Raw genomic sequence first — 18,804 nt, 5'->3', positions numbered from 1 at the left:
AAATACATATATCCAATATTGGAATACAAACAAGGTAAAACAAAATGGCCTATGACATTTTCGCAGGATCTTATGTCTCTGCGTATTACAGCGAAGACTTAACAAATACAACCATTGCAGGCAAAGACTACACTGAAATTTTTGAAGTCGCTGCATTCCCTGAATCTGGTATTGAGCGTGAGGTTATCACCCCCGCCAACTACTCTCATAAATATGGCCGTAAATTGGTTGGACGTGCTTCTGTACCGTCGATCGATATGACCGTTAATTATGTACCGGGTTCTTCTCACGACAAGCTGATCACTGCCTGTGAAGACGGTAAACGCATTCAGATCAAGTTCATTTATTGGTTCGATGCAACCAAAACCGCGGGTACAGCGATCGTCTATAACGGCTTTTTGTCCAAAGCTGTTAACGGTGGCGGTGAGTCTGATGCGGTAACACGCGCATTCACATTTGAAGTTGACGGTGGTCCCGTCGCTCAGGGTATCGTTGATACTACTGAATCGGGTCAGTAATATAGAGAATATAATTTATTGAACTGATGCTGCTCGATAAAACATCACGCTCAAATCGTCGAGTCTTACTGAAAGACAGAAGACTAAAAACCTCTGTCTTTCAGTACACTTCGAGGAATGAGATAAAAGTGCATTCACAGAACTGTTTCAACGAGAATCATCATCCACAATTCATTTAATTGCACGCAGGACATCAGTTCTGCGATGCTTTCCCGCCAGTACATTGATACTCTACTTGTACGTTCATCTGTTCACACCCATATGGACCTGCCTGTGCGCACTGACTGGTTTGCCCACCAAATGCTTCGGCACCTTCATAACCCCAAGTCTTACATTTCTTACCAGCAAGTTCTGCAGCTTGGTTCAGATCTACAACAGGCTTTTCAAATGAGGAAAAACTATATCCCATTTTTACTGTTCCATCCGCTTTGCTTCCACCCATTGGTACCATATCTTTACGAGCTGCACAGCCTGAAATAATTAACGCGCTAATAACGACAATTGTAAGCTTCTTCATTCATGTTTTTCCTTTGGTTGCAATCAGAAATATCTTAACACATTTATACTTCGAGGCAATCGTGTTGAACAATGAAATCTTATTTTTTGTAGACCTAAATATAGTCATACATCAAATGAGGAAGTAAAAATGAATTTCGAAGAAATGTTTTCAGACCTTGCACCAAAGCGTAATGCAACCGTTATCGGTGGTCATAGCTTCTATGCCCGTCCCATGACCGTATCCGAATTTAGTGCACATATCAGTAATCCAAATAAAAATGAACGTGATGATTTAGCAATCCTGAATTGTATTGAAGATGATGAAGGAAAACCCATTTTTGATTCCATCGAACGAGTGAAAGCATTGTATTCAACGGTGCGTAATGAGTTGGCGATGGCAGTTGCAACCATGACAATTTTCTTACCGCCTGTTGAAGTTGAACAATCAGTAAAGACAGTTGGGTCAAACAGTTCAAATACAGACAAATAATGCGCCGTGGTCTGACGGAAAAAGAAATCAGTAATATGCCGGTTACTCAATATTACGAAATGTGGATTTTCGATACTTTTCTGGAACCGCAAGGTCCCGTTGCAGAAGATATCCACTCTGCGTTAAATCGCTACACAATGTATATGACCTCACCGAATATGACGAAGAAGGCTGCGAAAGGAATAAAGCTTTCCGAGTTTATGACATTGAATAAGGGTAACGTCTTCAAAACACCGGAAGAGTTAGCGTTGATGGAAAAAGAGAAAAACATAAATCGTAATAAAGCAATTCTTTCTCAGTTCACAGATCCAACTGTATTGACCCAAATAGAAAAAAGAACAAGAGGTGAAATAAATGGCTAGATCAAGATATGAACTGGAGATATTAGGCGATAACTCTCGGTTCAACAGGTCAGTCTCGGAATCCATGAATCAATTGGACGAATTATCCAGTCATGCAGGTGGGTTCTTTGATGGTATCTCAGGCGGCGCAGGGAAGGCTTTTGGCGCACTTAACGCCTTATCCGGTATGACACCAAGCATGATCGCATTAGGCGCTGCTGGAGCCGCTGCTGGCATCGCATTTAAGGCTTTAAGCTTTGCTACAGAATATGTAAACAGCATGAACCAGATTTCTACATCAACAGGTGTCTCGATCGAGATGCTCCAAAAGTTGCGCAGTGAATTTAGTTCAACCGGACTCGAAATCGATAAATTCGGCGACTTTAACAAAGATGCATTGGACAAAATCGGTGATTCGGTTCGTGGCGGTGGCAAAGGTGGTATTGCCGACGACATCAAAGAGTGGGGGCTTAATTTCAAAGACTTCACAAAATACGTAGGCGATTCCGAAGGCGGGATCAAAGCGGTTATCGATCTGTTCTACAAAATGAAAGCAGCCGGTGCGAGTTCTGCTGAAATTACAAACGCCATGGAAAGTATGGCATCAGATTCCAGTCATCTGGTGAGTACACTGCAACAATACGGTTCGGCAACAGAAGCCTTAATTCATATTCAAGGCCAACACGCTGGTATTACCAATGAAACGGCAAAAGAGTATCAGGAATTTCAGAAAAACTTAGACAAATTCAAGACGAATATTGCTGAACTTACCGTGCAAGGCGTTTCCCCGCTGATCAATGAAATTAATGATCTCTATGACTTGTTCAGTAAAGATTGGACAAATACTGACCTAAACCAGATTTTGAAAGATTTTTGGTATGGCGGTGATAACGCGGTAGCCAAATTTAACCGATGGGTTGATGGTGTAGACGGTGCGGATTATTCACCGGCTGTTAAAGAGCAAAAGAAAGCGATTGGTCAAATGGCTGATGATCTTTATGCAGCACAGAAGAAAGTCACCGATCAGGCTAACGAAGAGGCCGCATCACGGAAAAAGATATTAGATCAAGAGGCCAGTGACGCGAAGACAGCCGCAGATAAAGCCGCTGTTCAGGCTAAAGCTGCCGCCGATAAAGCTGCAGCAGAATCTAAACGTACCCATGACAAAATGATCGCGGATCGAATGTCTGCCATGACTACGCTGAATTCACTGAACACCAAACTGTACAATGGTTCTGGTGCCCAACTGGTTTCTACATCGCAGCAATTACAAGCCAGTTTGAACTCTCTGAATGGGCTTTTGGATAAAGGCTACATATCGCAGGCTCAATACAACCAGAAGCGTCAACAGTTGATTGCTGCATCGTCCGGTGACTTCCAGACATTGCTACTTGGCGCGTCACCACAGCAACTGACAGAAATTCTTGATTCTGTGTCAGTCCAGTACCAAAACTCTTTAGATGACCTGAAAGCACGAAGAGAGCAGGGACTGATTGACGCAAAGACCTATCAGCAACAGTTGGAGCAGACAGAGCAAGAACACAACAGCCGTATGCAGGACATCAAGGGTATTGACGTGAACAGCGTTCAGGCTCAGATGAACACTGATATGGGCGTTAACACCACGCAAGACGATATGACCTTGCAACAGGCGCAGCTCGACAAGCAGGCTCAACAATTTCAGAACGCAAATTTGGCTATGTACAACCAAGGCGCAATTGATCATGCACAGTTTTTAGCCCAGAAAGAAAAACTCGACACTGCGTATTCTTTGAAGTCTCAGTCCATCGCGAACTCTGAAATCAAAATGAAGATGGGTATGTATCAGGGTTTTGCTTCCGGAATGTCGGGGATTATAAGCGGTATCGCAGGCGAGAACAGCAAGGCAGCGAAAGCAAGTTTTGCGATCACTAAAGGGTTGAGCATTGCGCAAGGCTTAATCAACGCCAACGAAGCAGCAACAAAATCAATGGCTATGTATCCGGGTCCGATCGGTATTGCGTTGGCTGCAACCAGTTATGCGCAGGCCATCGGTAACGTAATGCAAATGAAATCTGTTGGTGGTCAGTTCCATGACGGGATCGATAACGTCCCCAATACGGGTACGTATTTGCTCGAAAGCGGTGAGCGGGTTGTTGATAAACGTCTGAACCAAGATTTGAAAGATTTCCTTGGTGACAAAGACAGTAGTGGTGGAACAGGGAGAACAAATATTGACGCCTCAATCAATGTCTCCGGCTCTGTAATCGATGGCGACAAACAAATACTCGCAGCAATGAAGAAACAGTCTCAGGCTGTCGCACAGATTGTTCAAGATGCTAACAGGCGTAAAATGTAATCGGAATTCCTCTGTTGATAAATAAGTGTATTAACAGAGGAACCTCTTATGTCATTTTTAGACACGAAGAAAATAAAAATATCGGATGTAACCGTCGAAGATAATACAGCATACTTCCAAACAAAATCTTTGAGCGGGAAGTATCAGAAACGTGTTGTGGGACCACAATTCTTTTCATTAAAATTTACTGCGAACTGGATGTCTGATGATATTTCAGACGTAAAGCGTTTTATCGCTGAACACAAGTTTAATACACCCTTCGAATTCCCAATGAGTTATTTTACTCAGTTCAATGGCGTAGCTTCTTCTGTTGTCAGTTCACAAAAGGTAAACAAAGGGTCTCGTTTAATACCCCTTGGTTCATTCATTGGTACATTACCCGCAGGAACAGTTGTTCAATTTCAAAACCATTCGAAACTGTACACTATCACCGAAGCGATTATTGGTGGGGAAAACGCCACCGCGAAAATATTTCCTGCTTTATATCAAGATGTCAATCAAGGTGAAAAAGTAAACTACCAGAACGTAAAAGGTAAATTCGTTTTAACAAATGAAAAATTTACATTTCCTGTGTCTGCGATTGGAAAATTCACATTCACAGCATTGGAGTATATTTTATGAGAGATGAAATTAGACAAAAGTTCAAACAGCTTTGCAGCGATGAAGACTTTATTTCAGCCTATAATGATTTCAACGGCACGACACTTTCTGTGTTGACAGAAGCACAGTTGATGTCAACCGGTACATTATTCAATATTGTAGACATCAAGATGAAAGATGGGGCAGAGTTAAATCTGACCGATGGCTTTTTTGATGTTTCTCATGAAGGAAAGATTTATCTGGCAACGGGTGACTTTCTTGACATTGCTTCAACCTCAGAAGAAAAAGAAATCAACAATAAAGGACTGAACGTTAAGATCAGTAACGTCCGACCTGAATACATTGAGTTAATCCGTGCAAAGCGATTCGGTAAGGCTAACGTAGATATTCGTCTGGCATTCATGAATCCGAATAAAGGGACTGTAGCAAACACATTTCCCGTGTTCAGTGGGGCGGTTGACTCGATAAACATCAACGTTGAAATTAAAGACGACGAGTCTACCAACGAATCTGAAATTGCTCTGAATAGTTTGTGGGAGGTTCTCGATAAGTCGGCACGACAACATGCTTCTGACGGTGTTCATCGTTCGTATGCCGGTAATGAAAATGATGGATTCTTTTCCCGAATCGGGGCGTGGAACTCAGAACATATCTGGAAGACTAAACAATAAGGAACCCTCGGGTTCCTTTTCCTTTTTTAGACATTGATAAATATTCCTATACAGGAGAAATATCAATGTTTATTACACAAGCAAGAATAACCGACCTCTTAAATACATACATAGGGCAGGCGCATGTATACGGTGTGACTGACTGTAATCTGATCCTCGCAAAATATATCGATACGCTTACCGATAGTGATTATCACGAAAAGCTTTTCGAACAATACACTGATATCAAATCAGGAGTAAAAGTTGCAAAGAGTATCGGTTTTATATCTGCAAAGAACATTCTTGAAAAAGTCGCTGAAAAAGTAGAACAACCAATTAACGGTGACATATTACTTCAAGAGCATAAGTCTGGCAGACCGAAATATTACTCAACCTCAATTGTTTGGGGGAATAAAGCATTAGTCGAAAAAGATAATTATTACTCTCTGGTGGATCTCGACGATATCGAGTTCGCGGAGATTTACAGGATAAGGAAATAATATGGCAATTATCGCAGTCGCCGCAATTATCGCGGGTGCCTCTGCTGCATCTGCTGCCTACGTTGCGGGTATGACCTTAATGGTATCACTTGCCATTGGTGCTGCCGTCGCTGTCGTATCAGGCGTAATGTCTTATATGTCTATGCAGCAAAGCGTCCCGACATTCAACAGTGCGGATATGGGGGCAACAATTGGAACATCAACAGATCCAAAAACGGTATTGCCTGTCATTTATGGGAAACAACGCACAGGCGGTATCGTCGTATGGAAAGATATTTCACCAACCAATAATACGTATCTGGTGACGTTATTTGCAATTTGCGAAGGTCCCGTTGAATCAATCAACAATCTTTATCTGGATAATAAACGGATCCTGACGGGCGGGTTACAACTCAAGGACGGTATTGTTCCAAAAGCAAATATAGATCCAAAATTCAGCAAGTATGTTGATATCGAATTTAGTTTGGGTGGTACGAATGGGCGTGTATCTCAGTTAGCACAGCAATACCTTGGAAAAGACCAATGGCCTGACAATTTCACCGGTAATAATGTGGTTACTGGTTGCATTGTGATGCACAAAACAAACCAAGGTTTACAGGACGGTGTTGACATTCTACAGCCGAACAGTCAGATCGGGGTAGACGTTACCGGCCTGATGATCACTGACCTTGTTGACGGCACCAGAAAGGCATCAACGAACGGACCGTCACAGTTATTGGATTACATGACCAACCAGCGTTATGGCCTTGGTGTCGATCTGGAACTAGTAGATATCGATTCATTTAAAGACTCTGCACAACTGGCTTATCAGAATCAGTTCTACTCGAACGGTACGACTGATCCTAATGCGACTTTCAAATCGAATATCACTCAGATCTGTGGTTCGTTTGGTGGGTTGGTATATGAGTCCTTCGGCAAATTAACGTGTGCAGTTGATCAGCCAGGTGTTGTTCAATACACATTCGATGAGGACAATATCAGTCAGTCAATGATCACACTCAAAGACGGGGAATCGAACGGGTATTACAACACGCTGAATGTGTCTTATCAGGATCCCGCGATTGATTATTCCGATCAAGTTCTTCGTTATCCGTCAGATACCGTCAATGATGCGCTGATAAAGGAAGACAAACGCATTATCGCAAAAGATATCAACTATCGTTTCGTTAAAAATAAAGCACAACTGGATAAGCTAGCGGCGATCGAACGCAACAAGGCGATGTTGAAGCAATCATTAAGCTTCTCAACCTTTGATGCATACACCGTGCAAGTGAACGACGTGATCAAAGTATCCTACGGTGAACTTAAACTGATCGATTCATTATGGCGTGTTGTCGGTGTAAACCGATCACTATCAGGAACTGTCGCGGGTAACATTCAGTTAAGCTGCGTCGAATATGATTCCCGTGTTTATACCGATTTGGATTTTGCAAAGAATCCGAACAACAACGGCTCAAATATACCTAATGCAACCGTGGTCAATCCACCACGTAATTTAACCTCAAAAGCGATTGCCGAGACGGTATATGGTAAATCAGTCATGTTGGCTTGGGAGTCAGACGAAGACTTCAACCGTTACGCTTTTCGTATTCAGTACAAAGTATCAGGGTCGCAGGACTGGATTAATGCCGGTACGACTTCTGGCAACAATTACAGTATCTATAGTCTGGACTCGCAGTATACATATGATTTCCGAGTCTGTGCTTTCGGCCTGCTTGCGCGTTCTGAATGGATTGAAATCGTTAACCAGAATCCTGCGATTGTTTATCAGATACCCGCGCCAACCGGTTTGGTACTACTGAACCCAACAACGAACGCAACTACCACCAACTCGACAGAGTTCCGATTCGGCTGGAACGATCAGCAAGCATTGAAGGTGAACATCAACGGTACGTCACAGACATTTGCAGACTTGTTCAAAGAGTATGAGGTCAAGATTACAGGATCTAAGACAACGGTCTATCGAACTCGGGACGTGAGCTTCATCTACACGTGGGCTATGAACCAGAACCAAGGGCTTTCACGTCAGATTACGATCGGCGTTACGGCAATTGGATTTGGGAACATGAAATCGACCGAAACAAAATTGGTTGTCAAAAACAGCCAGCATCTACCGGTTAAAGGTTTCGCTGCTCGTGGTGGGTTCAGTCAGATATTTGTTTCATGGGCAACAGCGTTGGAACCAGACTACGCGGGCACTCAGATTCAGGTAGCGAAAGACCAGAACTTTACCAAAGATGTGAAATCTTTAAGCACATCCAGTGAGTTCAGCCATTCTTTTGATATCGAAGATGGTGATTGGTATATCCGTGCTGCTCATTATGACGTATTTGGTCTGATTGAATTGGTTTGGTCAGAGGCTATTTTTGTAGAAATTGCGACTCAAATCCCATGGGAACAACAAGATGCACAGGCAATTGAAGACCTGATCGGGTTGAAGGATAAATTAGACGATACGTTCGACAATGCGGTTAAAGATGCCAACGATTTGGCAACGAAGTACACAGACGCAACGATTAAAACTTCTGAGACTAAAACGAACGGTAATCTTACTACCCAGATCAACAAGGTCTCGACGGATTATCAGGCAGCGGACAAGCTGGTTAAACAGGATTTGACCACGCAAATCAACACAGTGAAAGGGGATGTATCCAGCGTTTCAAGTAACGTTACGGCTCTGCGTACTGAAATTCTTGATACTAATACCGGCGCGATCAAGAAGTCATACGATAGTTCAAAAGTAGAATGGGAGAAGGGAGATTCAAAAAATGCTTCATCAATATCGACACTGAGCAGTCAAGTTGCGGCAAATGATAAAGCCCAGACGCAACGTGTAGATCAATTGAAAGCATCCGTCGATGGTCAAGTAGCATCGATTAACACCGAATGGAAAGCATCTGTTGATAAATTAACCAATCAGGTTAACGCCGATTACAGCATGACAGTGAATGCCAATGGCGTGTATGCAGGTTTTAAATTACAGGCTACCGATGGTCCGGTGAAAAACTCTGCTGCGTACTTTGCGGTAGACAAATTCGCTATAGTTCCATCTACAGGCGTAGTCTCTGCTGCAACCATTCCGTTTGAAGTGAACGGTTCTCGCACCTATATCAAATCTGCAATGATTGCAGATGCAAGTATCGGTACGGCACAGATTCGCGATGCATCAATTTCCACTGCGAAGATTGGTGATGCGCAAATTACATCTGCGAAGATTCAGAACGCTGCCATTGGTAATGCTCAGATATCCCAACAGATATCTTCCGATAACTGGAATGGTGATACAACTGGTTGGGCAATCAACAAGAATGGTAACTCAGTCTTTAATAACGTTACTGTGCGTGGTCATATCGAAGCAAATTCAGGTACTTTTAACGGTACTGTAAACGCGAATGCTGGTGTATTCAGAGGTTCAATCCAAGCTACAGATGGTTATTTCTACGGAACAGTTAAGGCGAATAAAATTGAGGGTGATATTGCCTCAATGCAAACTATCGTCGGTAAACAAGTTGGTAAGAATATGTCTAACTTGAGTTTTTCTTATGCGGGTGGAATGGATTATGCGGTACGTGTCACGTTGATTGGCGTGGCATTAACATGGAACCCAAACAAAAAGACACGTTTGAATGTGAGATTAACTCAAAATGGTACTCAAATCAGAGAATGGTTAGGACGTGAAGGCGTAACAACTTCTTTAAGTTTTGATATTCCCGCTGGTGCAGGTGCTCAAACATGGACATTCTATCAAATCAATGGTGATGACGGGGATTATTGTCAAATATCTGACTTCACGATTGCTGCGTATCCATTACGTAATGATCGTTTCAACCGTTGGGAAAGTTAAATACAACAAGCCAGGGATGGCTGAAACATTTGGCGTAAATAACAATGCCCAAACTCGGGCATTTTTCAAATAATAAATCAGTCCAAAAGCAGGCTGTAAAGGAAAAAATATGGAAGGCGGAATCATTGCCATTTTAGTTGGTATATGTACTGTTGTGGGTAGCTTGTGGAAGTTTCATTCCACCATTAGCGGAAAGAACATTTCAGTCGAGCGTCGATTGGGTGCATTAGAATCACGACATAATGTTACTGATAATCGGGTGGGTAATCTTGAAAGTAAAATTTCAAATATTGATCGTCGGTTGGAAAGTATCGAAAAGAGTATGATCGAACAAGGTAATAACATCGTGCGTGTTCTGACATTATTAGATCATAAACAGGTTTCAAAAAATGTTAGTTTCAATCGCCGAGGTTAAACAATATAAAGAAACATTGTACGCGCAACAGAATGGAATATGTCCATTATGCAATCATGAACTTGGTTCTGTTAATGAATCACATTTAGATCATAGCCACGACCTCACCGGAAATAATGCGGGTAAGTGTCGGGGGTTGTTGCACGCACAATGCAATCTTTTGGAAGGAATGATCAGACATAAATTTAGTCGGTCGGGGTTGACGACTAAAATTGAGTTAGGTGTATTCTTCAAAAATCTGACTGAATATCTGTTAAATGACTATGGTGACAAGCCATATCATCCGAAGTTTATTACGGATTCGGTAAGGAAATTCAGTAAATCTACACGGAAAGACCAAAAATCAATTCTTGAACGCCTCGGTGCTTTAGCCGGTGCATCAAAGGAAGAAGATATCAAGATATACAGGAAAACAATAAAGGTTTTATACGCTCAGTAGGAGCAAAAAATGAAAAATATTAAATTAACCGATGTAATGAGAGCAATATTGGCGCTTGCGGTTGTTTATAACATGATCATCGTTCCTCTGTCTGTCGTTGCCGGATTTCCATTTCCCCCCATCATCATCGACGAAGCGGTTAAAATATTAATGATGTTTGGGGGTATCAGTGGCTAGAAATGCAAGAGACATACAGCGGGATTTAGAAAAGTGGCGAATAAAGGAAACTGACTCATTCTGTAAAAAGGTGACAAAAGCTTCCAAATTGGCATCTGTAAATCTACAACGAAAGATTAATGGAAGAATTGACCGGCCTACGAACTTCACTCAACAGGCGGTAGGGTTTTCTTTCAAGATTGATCGGATTGGTTCAGTTAACCGAATTTACATCAAAGATGCTCAAGCCCGTTATTTGGCACCCTTGATCGATTCAAATAAAGAAGTCAGTAAGTTTGTACCACTGCAAGGATACACCAACAGCTTTGGTAACATTACTGGTCTCAAGAACATGAAGAATCTCAAAAAGATAACACAGAAACGTAATGGTGTGACACGTATTGCACTGATCAAGACAACAGCTAAAAAGCAAAACAAACGTTTAATCGCAATATTCAAAAAAGCACGTCGTATACACCGAGTGGGGACATGGAGTGAATTGTCCGATCAGATGATTCAGCAAGTGAATAGAGTAGTCATGCGATGATGATAATCAAATGCGCACTTAATAATAAAGTGCGCATATTAATAATGATTTATGAATTTGTACCAATTAGATTAATTATTTTATTCACATCAGAGTCATTTAGCATGAAAACTGGTGCTGCACCATTTGCATCGGATTTACCCATTAAAGCTAACCCACTATACATTCCTCTGGTGAGCGAAAATCCCTCGGATGCAGCAGGTGGAGAAAAATCACCTTTGTATTCCATTCCAGCTTGTTCATAAAATGGAATTAAATTATGACCGCAAAGTAAGCTGGTACTTTGCGAATCTTGCAGAACTCCATCAAGTAGTCGACTTCCTATACCATTTCCTCGATATTGTTCAAATACATATATTTTATGGCAATATCGTGAAATTGACGGATCAGGATGAATGAAAAACATGGCGTAACCGTATAGGCGATCATCTTCATGGCTAACTACAACTTTGAGATGTCCAGCACGATAACACTCAAGTAGAACTCCAACAACGTATTCAATCGCTAACTTTGTTTCAGACTCGGTAAACCACATAAACTGGATTGAAATTACGGGCTGAACTTGCAAGTCGGATAAAATACCCTTTGCTTCATTTTCGAATATCATCGGCAAGAATTTTTCAATGACATCTTGGGGAGCTTGTTGCATCTGTGTCATGGCAGTTTTAGCCTCTATTAAATTTTAGGGATGCTGTATGTATTTGATAGGCATAAATATAACCATCAACTCTCCAGAGGTTATTATGCCGACATTTCCATATTACAGTCTTGACGACTTAAAGCAAATAAAGATTGCTGGTATCCAACCAGACGACATGACGTATCCCTACGATGCGAAGAATGTTAAAGAAAAAAGAATTTCTGAATTCTTGCGTAATAGCAATGACGTGTTTGTCGTAAGCACACAGTTCAAAAAACCTAAATATCACTTTAAAGTATCGCAAGAAATAGATATTGAAAATCCGTGGGCTTACGGTGAACGTGCAATTTGCTGTGGGCATATTCAGTCAGCCATAAAAGGTACGCGTGTCATTTCATATTTCTTCCAGTTCTTGTAGGGCGGGAATATGAATCTATACGACATGCTTCGCTTTGATGAAGGATTGAAACTCGAGCTTTATAAAGACACCGAGGGTTATTGGACGATCGGTGTCGGTTTATTGATCACAAAACTACCATGCAAAATAGGAGCTATTAAAATTTTGGATAAACTGCTATCGCGATCGACCAATGGTAAAATAACACCACAGGAATCAGAAATACTCTTCAATAAAGGCATCCAGAACGCACTCAGAGGCATTCAATCATCTACTCTCAGTGAAACATACAATATGATGGGTGAACCCCGCAGAATGGCTCTGGTGAACATGGTTTATCAGTTAGGCGTTGCCGGTGTGTTGGGATTCCGAAAGATGATCAATCATCTGAATGCCGGAAATTATCGTGCTGCATCCCTTGAAGCATCGAACAGCAAATGGGCGCGTCAAACTCCAAACAGGGCAAGGCGTGTAACCGCAGTAATGTCTACCGGTACTCTCAATTCTTATTCTGTCTAAATCCCAAAGCCCCAACCATTCGGAAGGGGCTTTGTTTTAATCATTATCAGAGTGGTTATCTTCTTCACGGTAACCGTCTTTGAATTCAGCTAACTGCCGTCTTAACTGGATGGTATCCGACACAAAACGTACTTCGCCGTCGGTTAGAATGAAGCCCTGTGTGTCACCGGAAATATGCTTGATTTGAACCCGCCAATTCGTACCAGCAGGGGACACGGTGATGCACTCGAGAACACGCTTAAGCATCATATTGAGTTCTAATCCCGTAACAGTAGATAGCATCTCTGGCTTGATAGAATCGATGCCCTGTTGTTCGCGTTGGCTGCGTGTGATTGTATCGGTAAGCGTTTTCTTTTGGATCTCCAGACGGCTAATGGTTTGCATGACTGATAATGGTGGTTCAGTGAGGGTCATTAGCTGTTCATTAAGATGATTGATACGTTGCTCAAGCTGTTTGACTTCCTCAATCGACGACTGGTCGGGAGTCTGGGATTTCTTGAATTCGAGCCGACCAAGGATCTTAGGTAAAGCATCATCCAGACCTTTAATCGAAAGCTTTTGAGTACATCGACCATCTTTAGCGTTCAGACATTTGTGATAGACGTACAACTTATCGCGAACCGTCGTTTTAACCTTCACCAGCGAGCCACCACAAGAACAGCGCAGTAAACCACTGTAAGGGTTGTCCTCTGTTCTAGTTCCCCTCTTAGATTTGCTCTGGTCTGATTGAAGTAACAACCATTCTTCTTTGGTGATCAGAGCAGGAAAGTAATTTTCAATTAATTCACCGATGATGAAGTGTCGTTCTTTGTTTGTCTCGCCAGTCTGATACGCACCATACAGGGCAGGATGTTTTACCATCTTGGTTATCGAACCATGATTCCATTGCGCAGCCCTGATACCAGCGATTCCTTCATTGTTTAGAATCTTGGCAATCATATTCGACCCCTTACCAGACTGCTTGAGTCTAATAATCTTTCGGGCTACATCTGCTTTATCGCTGAATGCATAACCAGCAGTCGTACGTACCAACCAGAACGGAAGGATTTTATTGATGGGCTTACCGGCTAATGCAGCTTCGCGTTGCTGTCCTTTGGTCTGCCGTAACCGTTCAGCTTTACGCTCAGACTCTTTATGCGCAAGATCAGCAGCAACAGCGATACGAATTACGCTATTGAGATCATTCAATGAATCCTTAGTCAGTAACAATCCATCAGATAGCGAAACGACTTGCACGTCTTTGCGCAGTATTTCTTTCACAGTTTCTTGGGTTGCATCTATACCGCGACGGGATAAACGGTCTAAGGCCTCAATGATGATTGTACTTCCTGATGTAATTTGACCTTCATCAATGGCGGATAGCATATCGACTAGCGATGGCCTTTTACCCTCTTTGAAAGCACTGATCCCTAAGTCTTGAAAGTTCTTACTTGAAAGTTTGAGGTTGTTTTTCAACGCATATTCTTCTGCCATTTCAGACTGTCTGCGCAAACTATCACCCTGTTCCTGACGTTTGCTTGAAAAACGAACGTAACTGTAGGCGATACCGTTGTTTGGTTGTGGCATAATGTGACCAAAATCCCGTTTATCTAAAGAGTGAATTCCTTTGTTAACAAGTTACAACATTACCATGCAATTCGGCAGCAAGCCGTTATTTGAAAACATTAACGTGAAATTTGGCGGCGGTAACCGTTATGGCCTGATTGGCGCGAACGGTTGTGGCAAGTCCACTTTCATGAAGATCCTCGGTGGCGATTTAGTGCCTTCTGGCGGTAACGTCGTTCTTGATCCGAACGAACGTCTGGGTAAATTACGCCAGGATCAGTTCGCCTTCGAACAGTTCAGCGTGCTGGACACCGTGATCATGGGCCACACCGAATTGTGGGAAGTGAAGGAAGAGCGCGACCGCATTTACGCCATGGCGGAAATGAGCGAAGAAGACGGCTACAAAGTGGCTGATCTGGAAGTCGCTTACGGTGAAATGGACGGCTACAGCGCAGAATCCCGTGCCGGCGAACTGCTGCTGGGCGTAGGCATTCCTGTTGAGCAACATTATGGTCCGATGAGCGAAATCGCGCCGGGCTTTAAACTGCGTGTGCTTCTGGCGCAGGCACTGTTCTCGGATCCGGAAATTCTTCTGCTCGACGAACCAACGAACAACCTGGACATCGATACTATTCGCTGGCTGGAGCAGGTGCTGAACGAACGTAACAGCACCATGATCATCATTTCGCATGACCGTCACTTCCTGAACATGGTGTGTACGCACATGGCGGATCTGGACTACGGCGAACTGCGCGTATATCCGGGCAACTATGATGAATACATGACGGCGGCCACGCAGGCTCGTGAACTTCTCACAGCTAATAACGCCAAGAAGAAAGCGCAGATTGCTGAACTGCAATCGTTCGTCAGCCGCTTCAGCGCCAACGCCTCTAAATCTAAACAGGCAACGTCCCGCGCCCGTCAGATTGATAAAATTCAGCTCGATGAAATCAAGGCGTCCAGCCGTCAGAACCCTTACATGCGTTTCGAACAGGACAAGAAACTATTCCGTAATGCGCTGGAAGTGGAAAAGATCACCAAAGGTTTCGACAACGGTCCGCTGTTTAAAAACCTCGGCCTGATGCTGGAAGTCGGCGAAAAAGTCGCGATTCTGGGTGCTAACGGTATCGGTAAATCGACCCTGCTGAAAACGCTGGTCGGTGAGCATGAGCCGGAAAGCGGTTCAGTGAAATGGTCTGAAAACTCTAAAATCGGTTATTACGCGCAGGATCACGAATACGAATTCGACGATACCCTGAACGTATTCGACTGGATGAGCCAGTGGAAATCCGAGAAAGATGACGAGCAGGCTGTACGCGGTGTGTTAGGCCGTCTGCTGTTCGGTCAGGACGATATCAAGAAGAAAGTGAAAGTGCTTTCCGGTGGTGAGAAAGGTCGTATGTTATTCGGGAAACTGATGATGCAACGTCCAAACATCCTGATTATGGATGAACCAACCAACCACCTTGATATGGAATCCATCGAGTCACTGAACATGGCGCTGGAAATGTATGAAGGAACGCTGATCTTCGTTTCCCACGACCGTGAATTCGTCAGCTCACTGGCAACGCGTATTCTGGAAATGACCCCGACGCGCGTGATTGATTTCTCTGGTAACTACGAAGACTACCTGCGTAGCCAGGGCATCAATTAAACCTCGTCATCCTTCAAGCTGTCTCTGCGTTGGCTTTCCTCACAAACCCCGGTCACATACTGATGTATGCTCCCGGGGATTTGTTCAGTTGCCGCCTTGATACAACTCGAATGATTTAGAGGTTCTTATTATTTAAAAACCGCCGCCGATAAAGGCGGTTTTTTTGTGTCTGAATTTACTGATTCAACAATCACCACACACTTCACAATGCGGATCTTTCATCAGTTTCATTTCGCGAAACTGCAACGTCATGGCGTCGAACATCAGCAGTTTTCCGCGCGGGGTTTCGCCAAATTTTGTCAGCAGTTTGATGGTTTCCATCGCCTGCAAGCTGCCGATGGTGCCGACCAGCGGGGCCATGACGCCAGCTTCCACGCAGGTCAGCGCATTTTCACCGAATAACCGGCTCAGGCAGCGGTAGCAGGGTTCCTGCGGCTGGTAGGTAAATACGCTGAGCTGACCTTCCATACGGATGGCGGCGCCGGAGACCAGCGGTTTTTTCTGCGCGAAACATTCACTGTTCAGCTGATTACGCGTCGTGACATTGTCGGTGCAATCCACCACCACGTCGCAGGCGGCGATCAGTTCGCGTAATAAATCGTCATCCGCCTGAGCATTTACCTGATTTAAGCGGATGTGCGGATTGATTGCCGCCAGCGCTATGGCGGCGGAGTCGACTTTCGGCATCCCGATCCGCGCGTCAGTGTGCAGCGTCTGGCGTTGCAGGTTTGAGAGCGATACCGTATCGAAATCCAGCAGCGTTAACGTACCGGTGCCTGCCGCCGCCAGATATTGCGCGGCGGCGCAGCCTAAACCTCCCAGCCCGACAATCAGCGCGTGGCTGGCTTTCAGCTGTTCCTGCGCATCAAAATCAAACCCTTTCAGTACTATCTGGCGGTTATAGCGCAGGGCTTCAGCGTCCGTCAGTTCCGGCAGAGTCGCCATGTTCAGCTCCGCAGCAGCGCGTTAAAAGGCTCGACTTCAACGATTTCACCAGCCGTAACATTGTCGCGTTCACGCTCAAGCACGATAAAACAGTTAGCCTGGCTGAAGGAGCTGAAGACGTGCGATCCCTGATGGCCGGTAGTGCGCACTTCCAGCTGACCTTCTGCATTGGTGCTGAAAATACCGCGCTGGAAATCGAGGCGGCCGGGCGATTTTTTCAGTGGCGTTACGGCTTTCGCTTTCAGGCGTGGCGGGAACTGCCAGGCACTGTGACCGGAAAGCTGAGCGATAAATGGCTGAACCAGCTGATAAAACGTCAGTGCAGCCGACACCGGATTCCCCGGCAGTCCGCAGAACCAGCTGTCTTTCAGTTTTCCGAAAGCAAACGGTTTGCCCGGTTTCATGGCCAGTTTCCAGAAACCAATTTCGCCCAGTTCATCCAGCATCTGTTTGGTGTAATCGGCCTCACCGACGGAAACACCGCCGCTGGAAATCACCAAATCGACAAATTCATTGGCTTCTTCAAACGCTTTACGCAATGCCTGCGGATCGTCGCGGATAATGCCTAAATCCAGCACCGTACAGCCGAGTTGCTCGAGCATCAGCCGCACGGCAAACCGGTTCGTGTCATAAATCTGGCCTTCCTGCAGAGGCGTACCGACAGGTTGCAGCTCATCACCGGTGGAAAATACGGCGACTTTCAGCGGCTTCCAGACCTGTACTTCAGTCACGCCAAGGGACGCCAGCAGCGGTAATTCGGCCGCCCCCAGACGCACGCCCGCAGGCAAAACGCTGTCGCCTTGCTTAATGTCGTCACCCATCAGGCGGATATTCTGGCCTTTTTGCGCCGTTGCTGTGAAACGTATTCCCGCGTCTGAAACTTCTGCCTGTTCCTGCATGATCACTGTGTCGGCACCGGCCGGAACCGGCGCACCGGTCATGATGCGGATACAGGTTCCGGCAGGCCATTCGCCATGAAAAGGCGCGCCGGCAAAGGCTTTTCCCGCCACCGGGAGGACAGCGCCCTCGTGCAGATCTTCAATGCGCAGGGCATAACCGTCCATCGCGGAGTTATCAAAAGGCGGGACAAAAATCGGGGAAAGCACCGGCGCCGCAGTAATACGGCCAGCGGCGGTTGCCAGTGGCAACGATTCGGCATCCTGCGCTGTTTTTTTCGGAACGTAAGCGCGCATTTTATCCAGCGCTTCCTGAAGTGAGATCAAACCTGCAGTGTTGAATTCCATCAAAATTCCTTAGTGATTCAGTCCGGCGACGCGGGCGTACTCACCGGCGACGGACGGGAAAATGGGGCATGAGCATAGTATGACAGAGAATCGGGACGAACCAAAAACCGCTGAAGGCGTAAAAACTTCGTGGGGATTTCTGAAAAATTGAGATCGATCCCAAAATTACGGATGTAACGCGGTTATCATAGTTACCGTTATTTGTGATTTGTGTCACATATCTGTCATATACACAGGAATAACCGGTGCTTAAAAAAAATCGCCATCAGGCCATCCTTCAGTTGGTAGAACAACATGAAGTGTTACAGGTTAGCGAACTGGCACAATCGCTGGATGTGAGTCTTGAAACGATCCGACGTGATTTGAGTGAAATGCAGGACAAGGGATTGATTTTACGCCGCCATGGACGCGCGCGTCGTCTGGCCGCTCAGCCAGAAACATCCTGGCTAAACAGTTTGCAGCGTTGCCCGCAGCTTTAAAGGCGCAGCTAAATAAGAAAAGGGAAGGCTTTTAAGCCTTCCCTT

21 protein-coding genes are annotated in these 18,804 nt (G+C 44.5%); 16 read left to right on the top strand and 5 right to left on the bottom strand.

Going from position 1 to position 18,804, the window contains the following annotated elements; all coding sequences use genetic code 11:
- Positions 1-44: 44 nt before the first annotated feature.
- On the top strand, positions 45-518 hold the full coding sequence (locus tag EC840_RS11755; protein WP_132965442.1) for a hypothetical protein: 474 nt from the start codon (positions 45-47) through the stop codon (positions 516-518).
- Positions 519-711: 193 nt separating this feature from the next.
- Here EC840_RS11755 and yecR read toward each other — a convergent pair whose 3' ends face one another.
- Positions 712-1,035 carry a YecR family lipoprotein gene (gene yecR / locus EC840_RS11750; protein WP_132965440.1) on the bottom strand — a complete coding sequence of 108 codons (324 nt, stop codon included), beginning with the start codon at positions 1,033-1,035 and terminating at the stop codon, positions 712-714.
- Between the two features lie 129 nt (positions 1,036-1,164).
- On the opposite strand from yecR, the gene EC840_RS11745 reads away from it, so the two are divergent.
- The 11 genes from EC840_RS11745 to EC840_RS11700 all read left to right on the top strand — a co-directional run bounded on the left by EC840_RS11745 (position 1,165) and on the right by EC840_RS11700 (position 11,336).
- Positions 1,165-1,506, top strand: coding sequence for a cytochrome (locus EC840_RS11745; protein WP_207914756.1), 342 nt, complete (start codon positions 1,165-1,167; stop codon positions 1,504-1,506).
- Positions 1,506-1,868 (top strand): hypothetical protein, encoded by a 363-nt coding sequence (locus EC840_RS11740; RefSeq protein WP_132965437.1) that lies wholly within the window; start codon positions 1,506-1,508, stop codon positions 1,866-1,868. The genes EC840_RS11745 and EC840_RS11740 overlap by 1 nt, the downstream gene beginning before the upstream one ends.
- 64 nt (positions 1,869-1,932) lie before the next feature.
- Positions 1,933-4,185 (top strand): SHOCT domain-containing protein, encoded by a 2,253-nt coding sequence (locus EC840_RS11735; RefSeq protein WP_165929027.1) that lies wholly within the window; start codon positions 1,933-1,935, stop codon positions 4,183-4,185.
- Between the two features lie 48 nt (positions 4,186-4,233).
- A complete protein-coding gene (locus tag EC840_RS11730) occupies positions 4,234-4,806 on the top strand; it encodes a hypothetical protein (RefSeq protein ID WP_132965433.1) in 573 nt (190 codons plus the stop codon).
- Positions 4,803-5,456, top strand: a complete 654-nt coding sequence (locus EC840_RS11725) for a DUF2163 domain-containing protein (RefSeq protein ID WP_132965431.1) — start codon at positions 4,803-4,805, stop codon at positions 5,454-5,456. Before EC840_RS11730 ends, EC840_RS11725 begins: the two co-directional genes overlap by 4 nt.
- Before the next feature lie 65 nt (positions 5,457-5,521).
- Complete coding sequence (locus EC840_RS11720; protein WP_132965429.1) at positions 5,522-5,935, top strand: hypothetical protein; 414 nt, start codon at positions 5,522-5,524, stop codon at positions 5,933-5,935.
- 1 nt (position 5,936) lies between these two features.
- Positions 5,937-9,779: a hypothetical protein gene (locus tag EC840_RS11715; RefSeq protein WP_132965427.1), complete on the top strand. Its 3,843-nt coding sequence runs from the start codon at positions 5,937-5,939 to the stop codon at positions 9,777-9,779.
- Positions 9,780-9,888: 109 nt separating this feature from the next.
- Positions 9,889-10,194 carry a hypothetical protein gene (locus EC840_RS11710; RefSeq protein WP_132965425.1) on the top strand — a complete coding sequence of 102 codons (306 nt, stop codon included), beginning with the start codon at positions 9,889-9,891 and terminating at the stop codon, positions 10,192-10,194.
- Entirely contained in the window at positions 10,169-10,633 is a 465-nt protein-coding gene (locus EC840_RS11705; RefSeq protein WP_132965423.1) for an endonuclease domain-containing protein, read from the top strand. Before EC840_RS11710 ends, EC840_RS11705 begins: the two co-directional genes overlap by 26 nt.
- A 9-nt stretch (positions 10,634-10,642) precedes the next feature.
- Positions 10,643-10,810 carry a hypothetical protein gene (locus EC840_RS25280; protein ID WP_165929026.1) on the top strand — a complete coding sequence of 56 codons (168 nt, stop codon included), beginning with the start codon at positions 10,643-10,645 and terminating at the stop codon, positions 10,808-10,810.
- Entirely contained in the window at positions 10,803-11,336 is a 534-nt protein-coding gene (locus EC840_RS11700; protein ID WP_132965422.1) for a hypothetical protein, read from the top strand. The genes EC840_RS25280 and EC840_RS11700 overlap by 8 nt, the downstream gene beginning before the upstream one ends.
- A 49-nt stretch (positions 11,337-11,385) precedes the next feature.
- On the opposite strand, the gene EC840_RS11695 is transcribed toward EC840_RS11700, so the two are convergent.
- Positions 11,386-11,994: a GNAT family N-acetyltransferase gene (locus EC840_RS11695; RefSeq protein WP_243701055.1), complete on the bottom strand. Its 609-nt coding sequence runs from the start codon at positions 11,992-11,994 to the stop codon at positions 11,386-11,388.
- 37 nt (positions 11,995-12,031) lie between these two features.
- On the opposite strand from EC840_RS11695, the gene EC840_RS11690 reads away from it, so the two are divergent.
- Both EC840_RS11690 and EC840_RS11685 read left to right on the top strand, forming a co-directional pair.
- Positions 12,032-12,394: a hypothetical protein gene (locus EC840_RS11690; RefSeq protein ID WP_132965421.1), complete on the top strand. Its 363-nt coding sequence runs from the start codon at positions 12,032-12,034 to the stop codon at positions 12,392-12,394.
- Between the two features lie 9 nt (positions 12,395-12,403).
- On the top strand, positions 12,404-12,892 hold the full coding sequence (locus EC840_RS11685; RefSeq protein WP_132965420.1) for a glycoside hydrolase family protein: 489 nt from the start codon (positions 12,404-12,406) through the stop codon (positions 12,890-12,892).
- A gap of 36 nt (positions 12,893-12,928) precedes the next feature.
- Here EC840_RS11685 and EC840_RS11680 read toward each other — a convergent pair whose 3' ends face one another.
- On the bottom strand, positions 12,929-14,458 hold the full coding sequence (locus tag EC840_RS11680) for a recombinase family protein (RefSeq protein WP_132965419.1): 1,530 nt from the start codon (positions 14,456-14,458) through the stop codon (positions 12,929-12,931).
- 40 nt (positions 14,459-14,498) lie between these two features.
- Between EC840_RS11680 and EC840_RS11675 the strand changes: the two genes are divergently transcribed.
- On the top strand, positions 14,499-16,091 hold the full coding sequence (locus EC840_RS11675) for an ABC-F family ATPase (RefSeq protein WP_132965418.1): 1,593 nt from the start codon (positions 14,499-14,501) through the stop codon (positions 16,089-16,091).
- A gap of 183 nt (positions 16,092-16,274) precedes the next feature.
- Here EC840_RS11675 and moeB read toward each other — a convergent pair whose 3' ends face one another.
- On the bottom strand, positions 16,275-17,036 hold the full coding sequence (moeB, locus tag EC840_RS11670) for a molybdopterin-synthase adenylyltransferase MoeB (RefSeq protein WP_113877512.1): 762 nt from the start codon (positions 17,034-17,036) through the stop codon (positions 16,275-16,277).
- 2 nt (positions 17,037-17,038) lie between these two features.
- Complete coding sequence (gene moeA / locus EC840_RS11665) at positions 17,039-18,283, bottom strand: molybdopterin molybdotransferase MoeA (protein ID WP_165929025.1); 1,245 nt, start codon at positions 18,281-18,283, stop codon at positions 17,039-17,041.
- Between the two features lie 242 nt (positions 18,284-18,525).
- On the opposite strand from moeA, the gene EC840_RS11660 reads away from it, so the two are divergent.
- Positions 18,526-18,759 carry a DeoR family transcriptional regulator gene (locus EC840_RS11660; RefSeq protein ID WP_013574728.1) on the top strand — a complete coding sequence of 78 codons (234 nt, stop codon included), beginning with the start codon at positions 18,526-18,528 and terminating at the stop codon, positions 18,757-18,759.
- The last annotated feature ends 45 nt before the right edge of the window (positions 18,760-18,804 follow it).

The sequence above is a fragment of the Rahnella sp. JUb53 genome (genome assembly GCF_004346065.1).
GTDB classification, from domain to species: domain Bacteria; phylum Pseudomonadota; class Gammaproteobacteria; order Enterobacterales; family Enterobacteriaceae; genus Rahnella; species Rahnella variigena.
The sequence above is the reverse complement of the archived record's forward strand: the minus strand, read 5'-3'. Positions and strand labels throughout refer to the sequence as shown.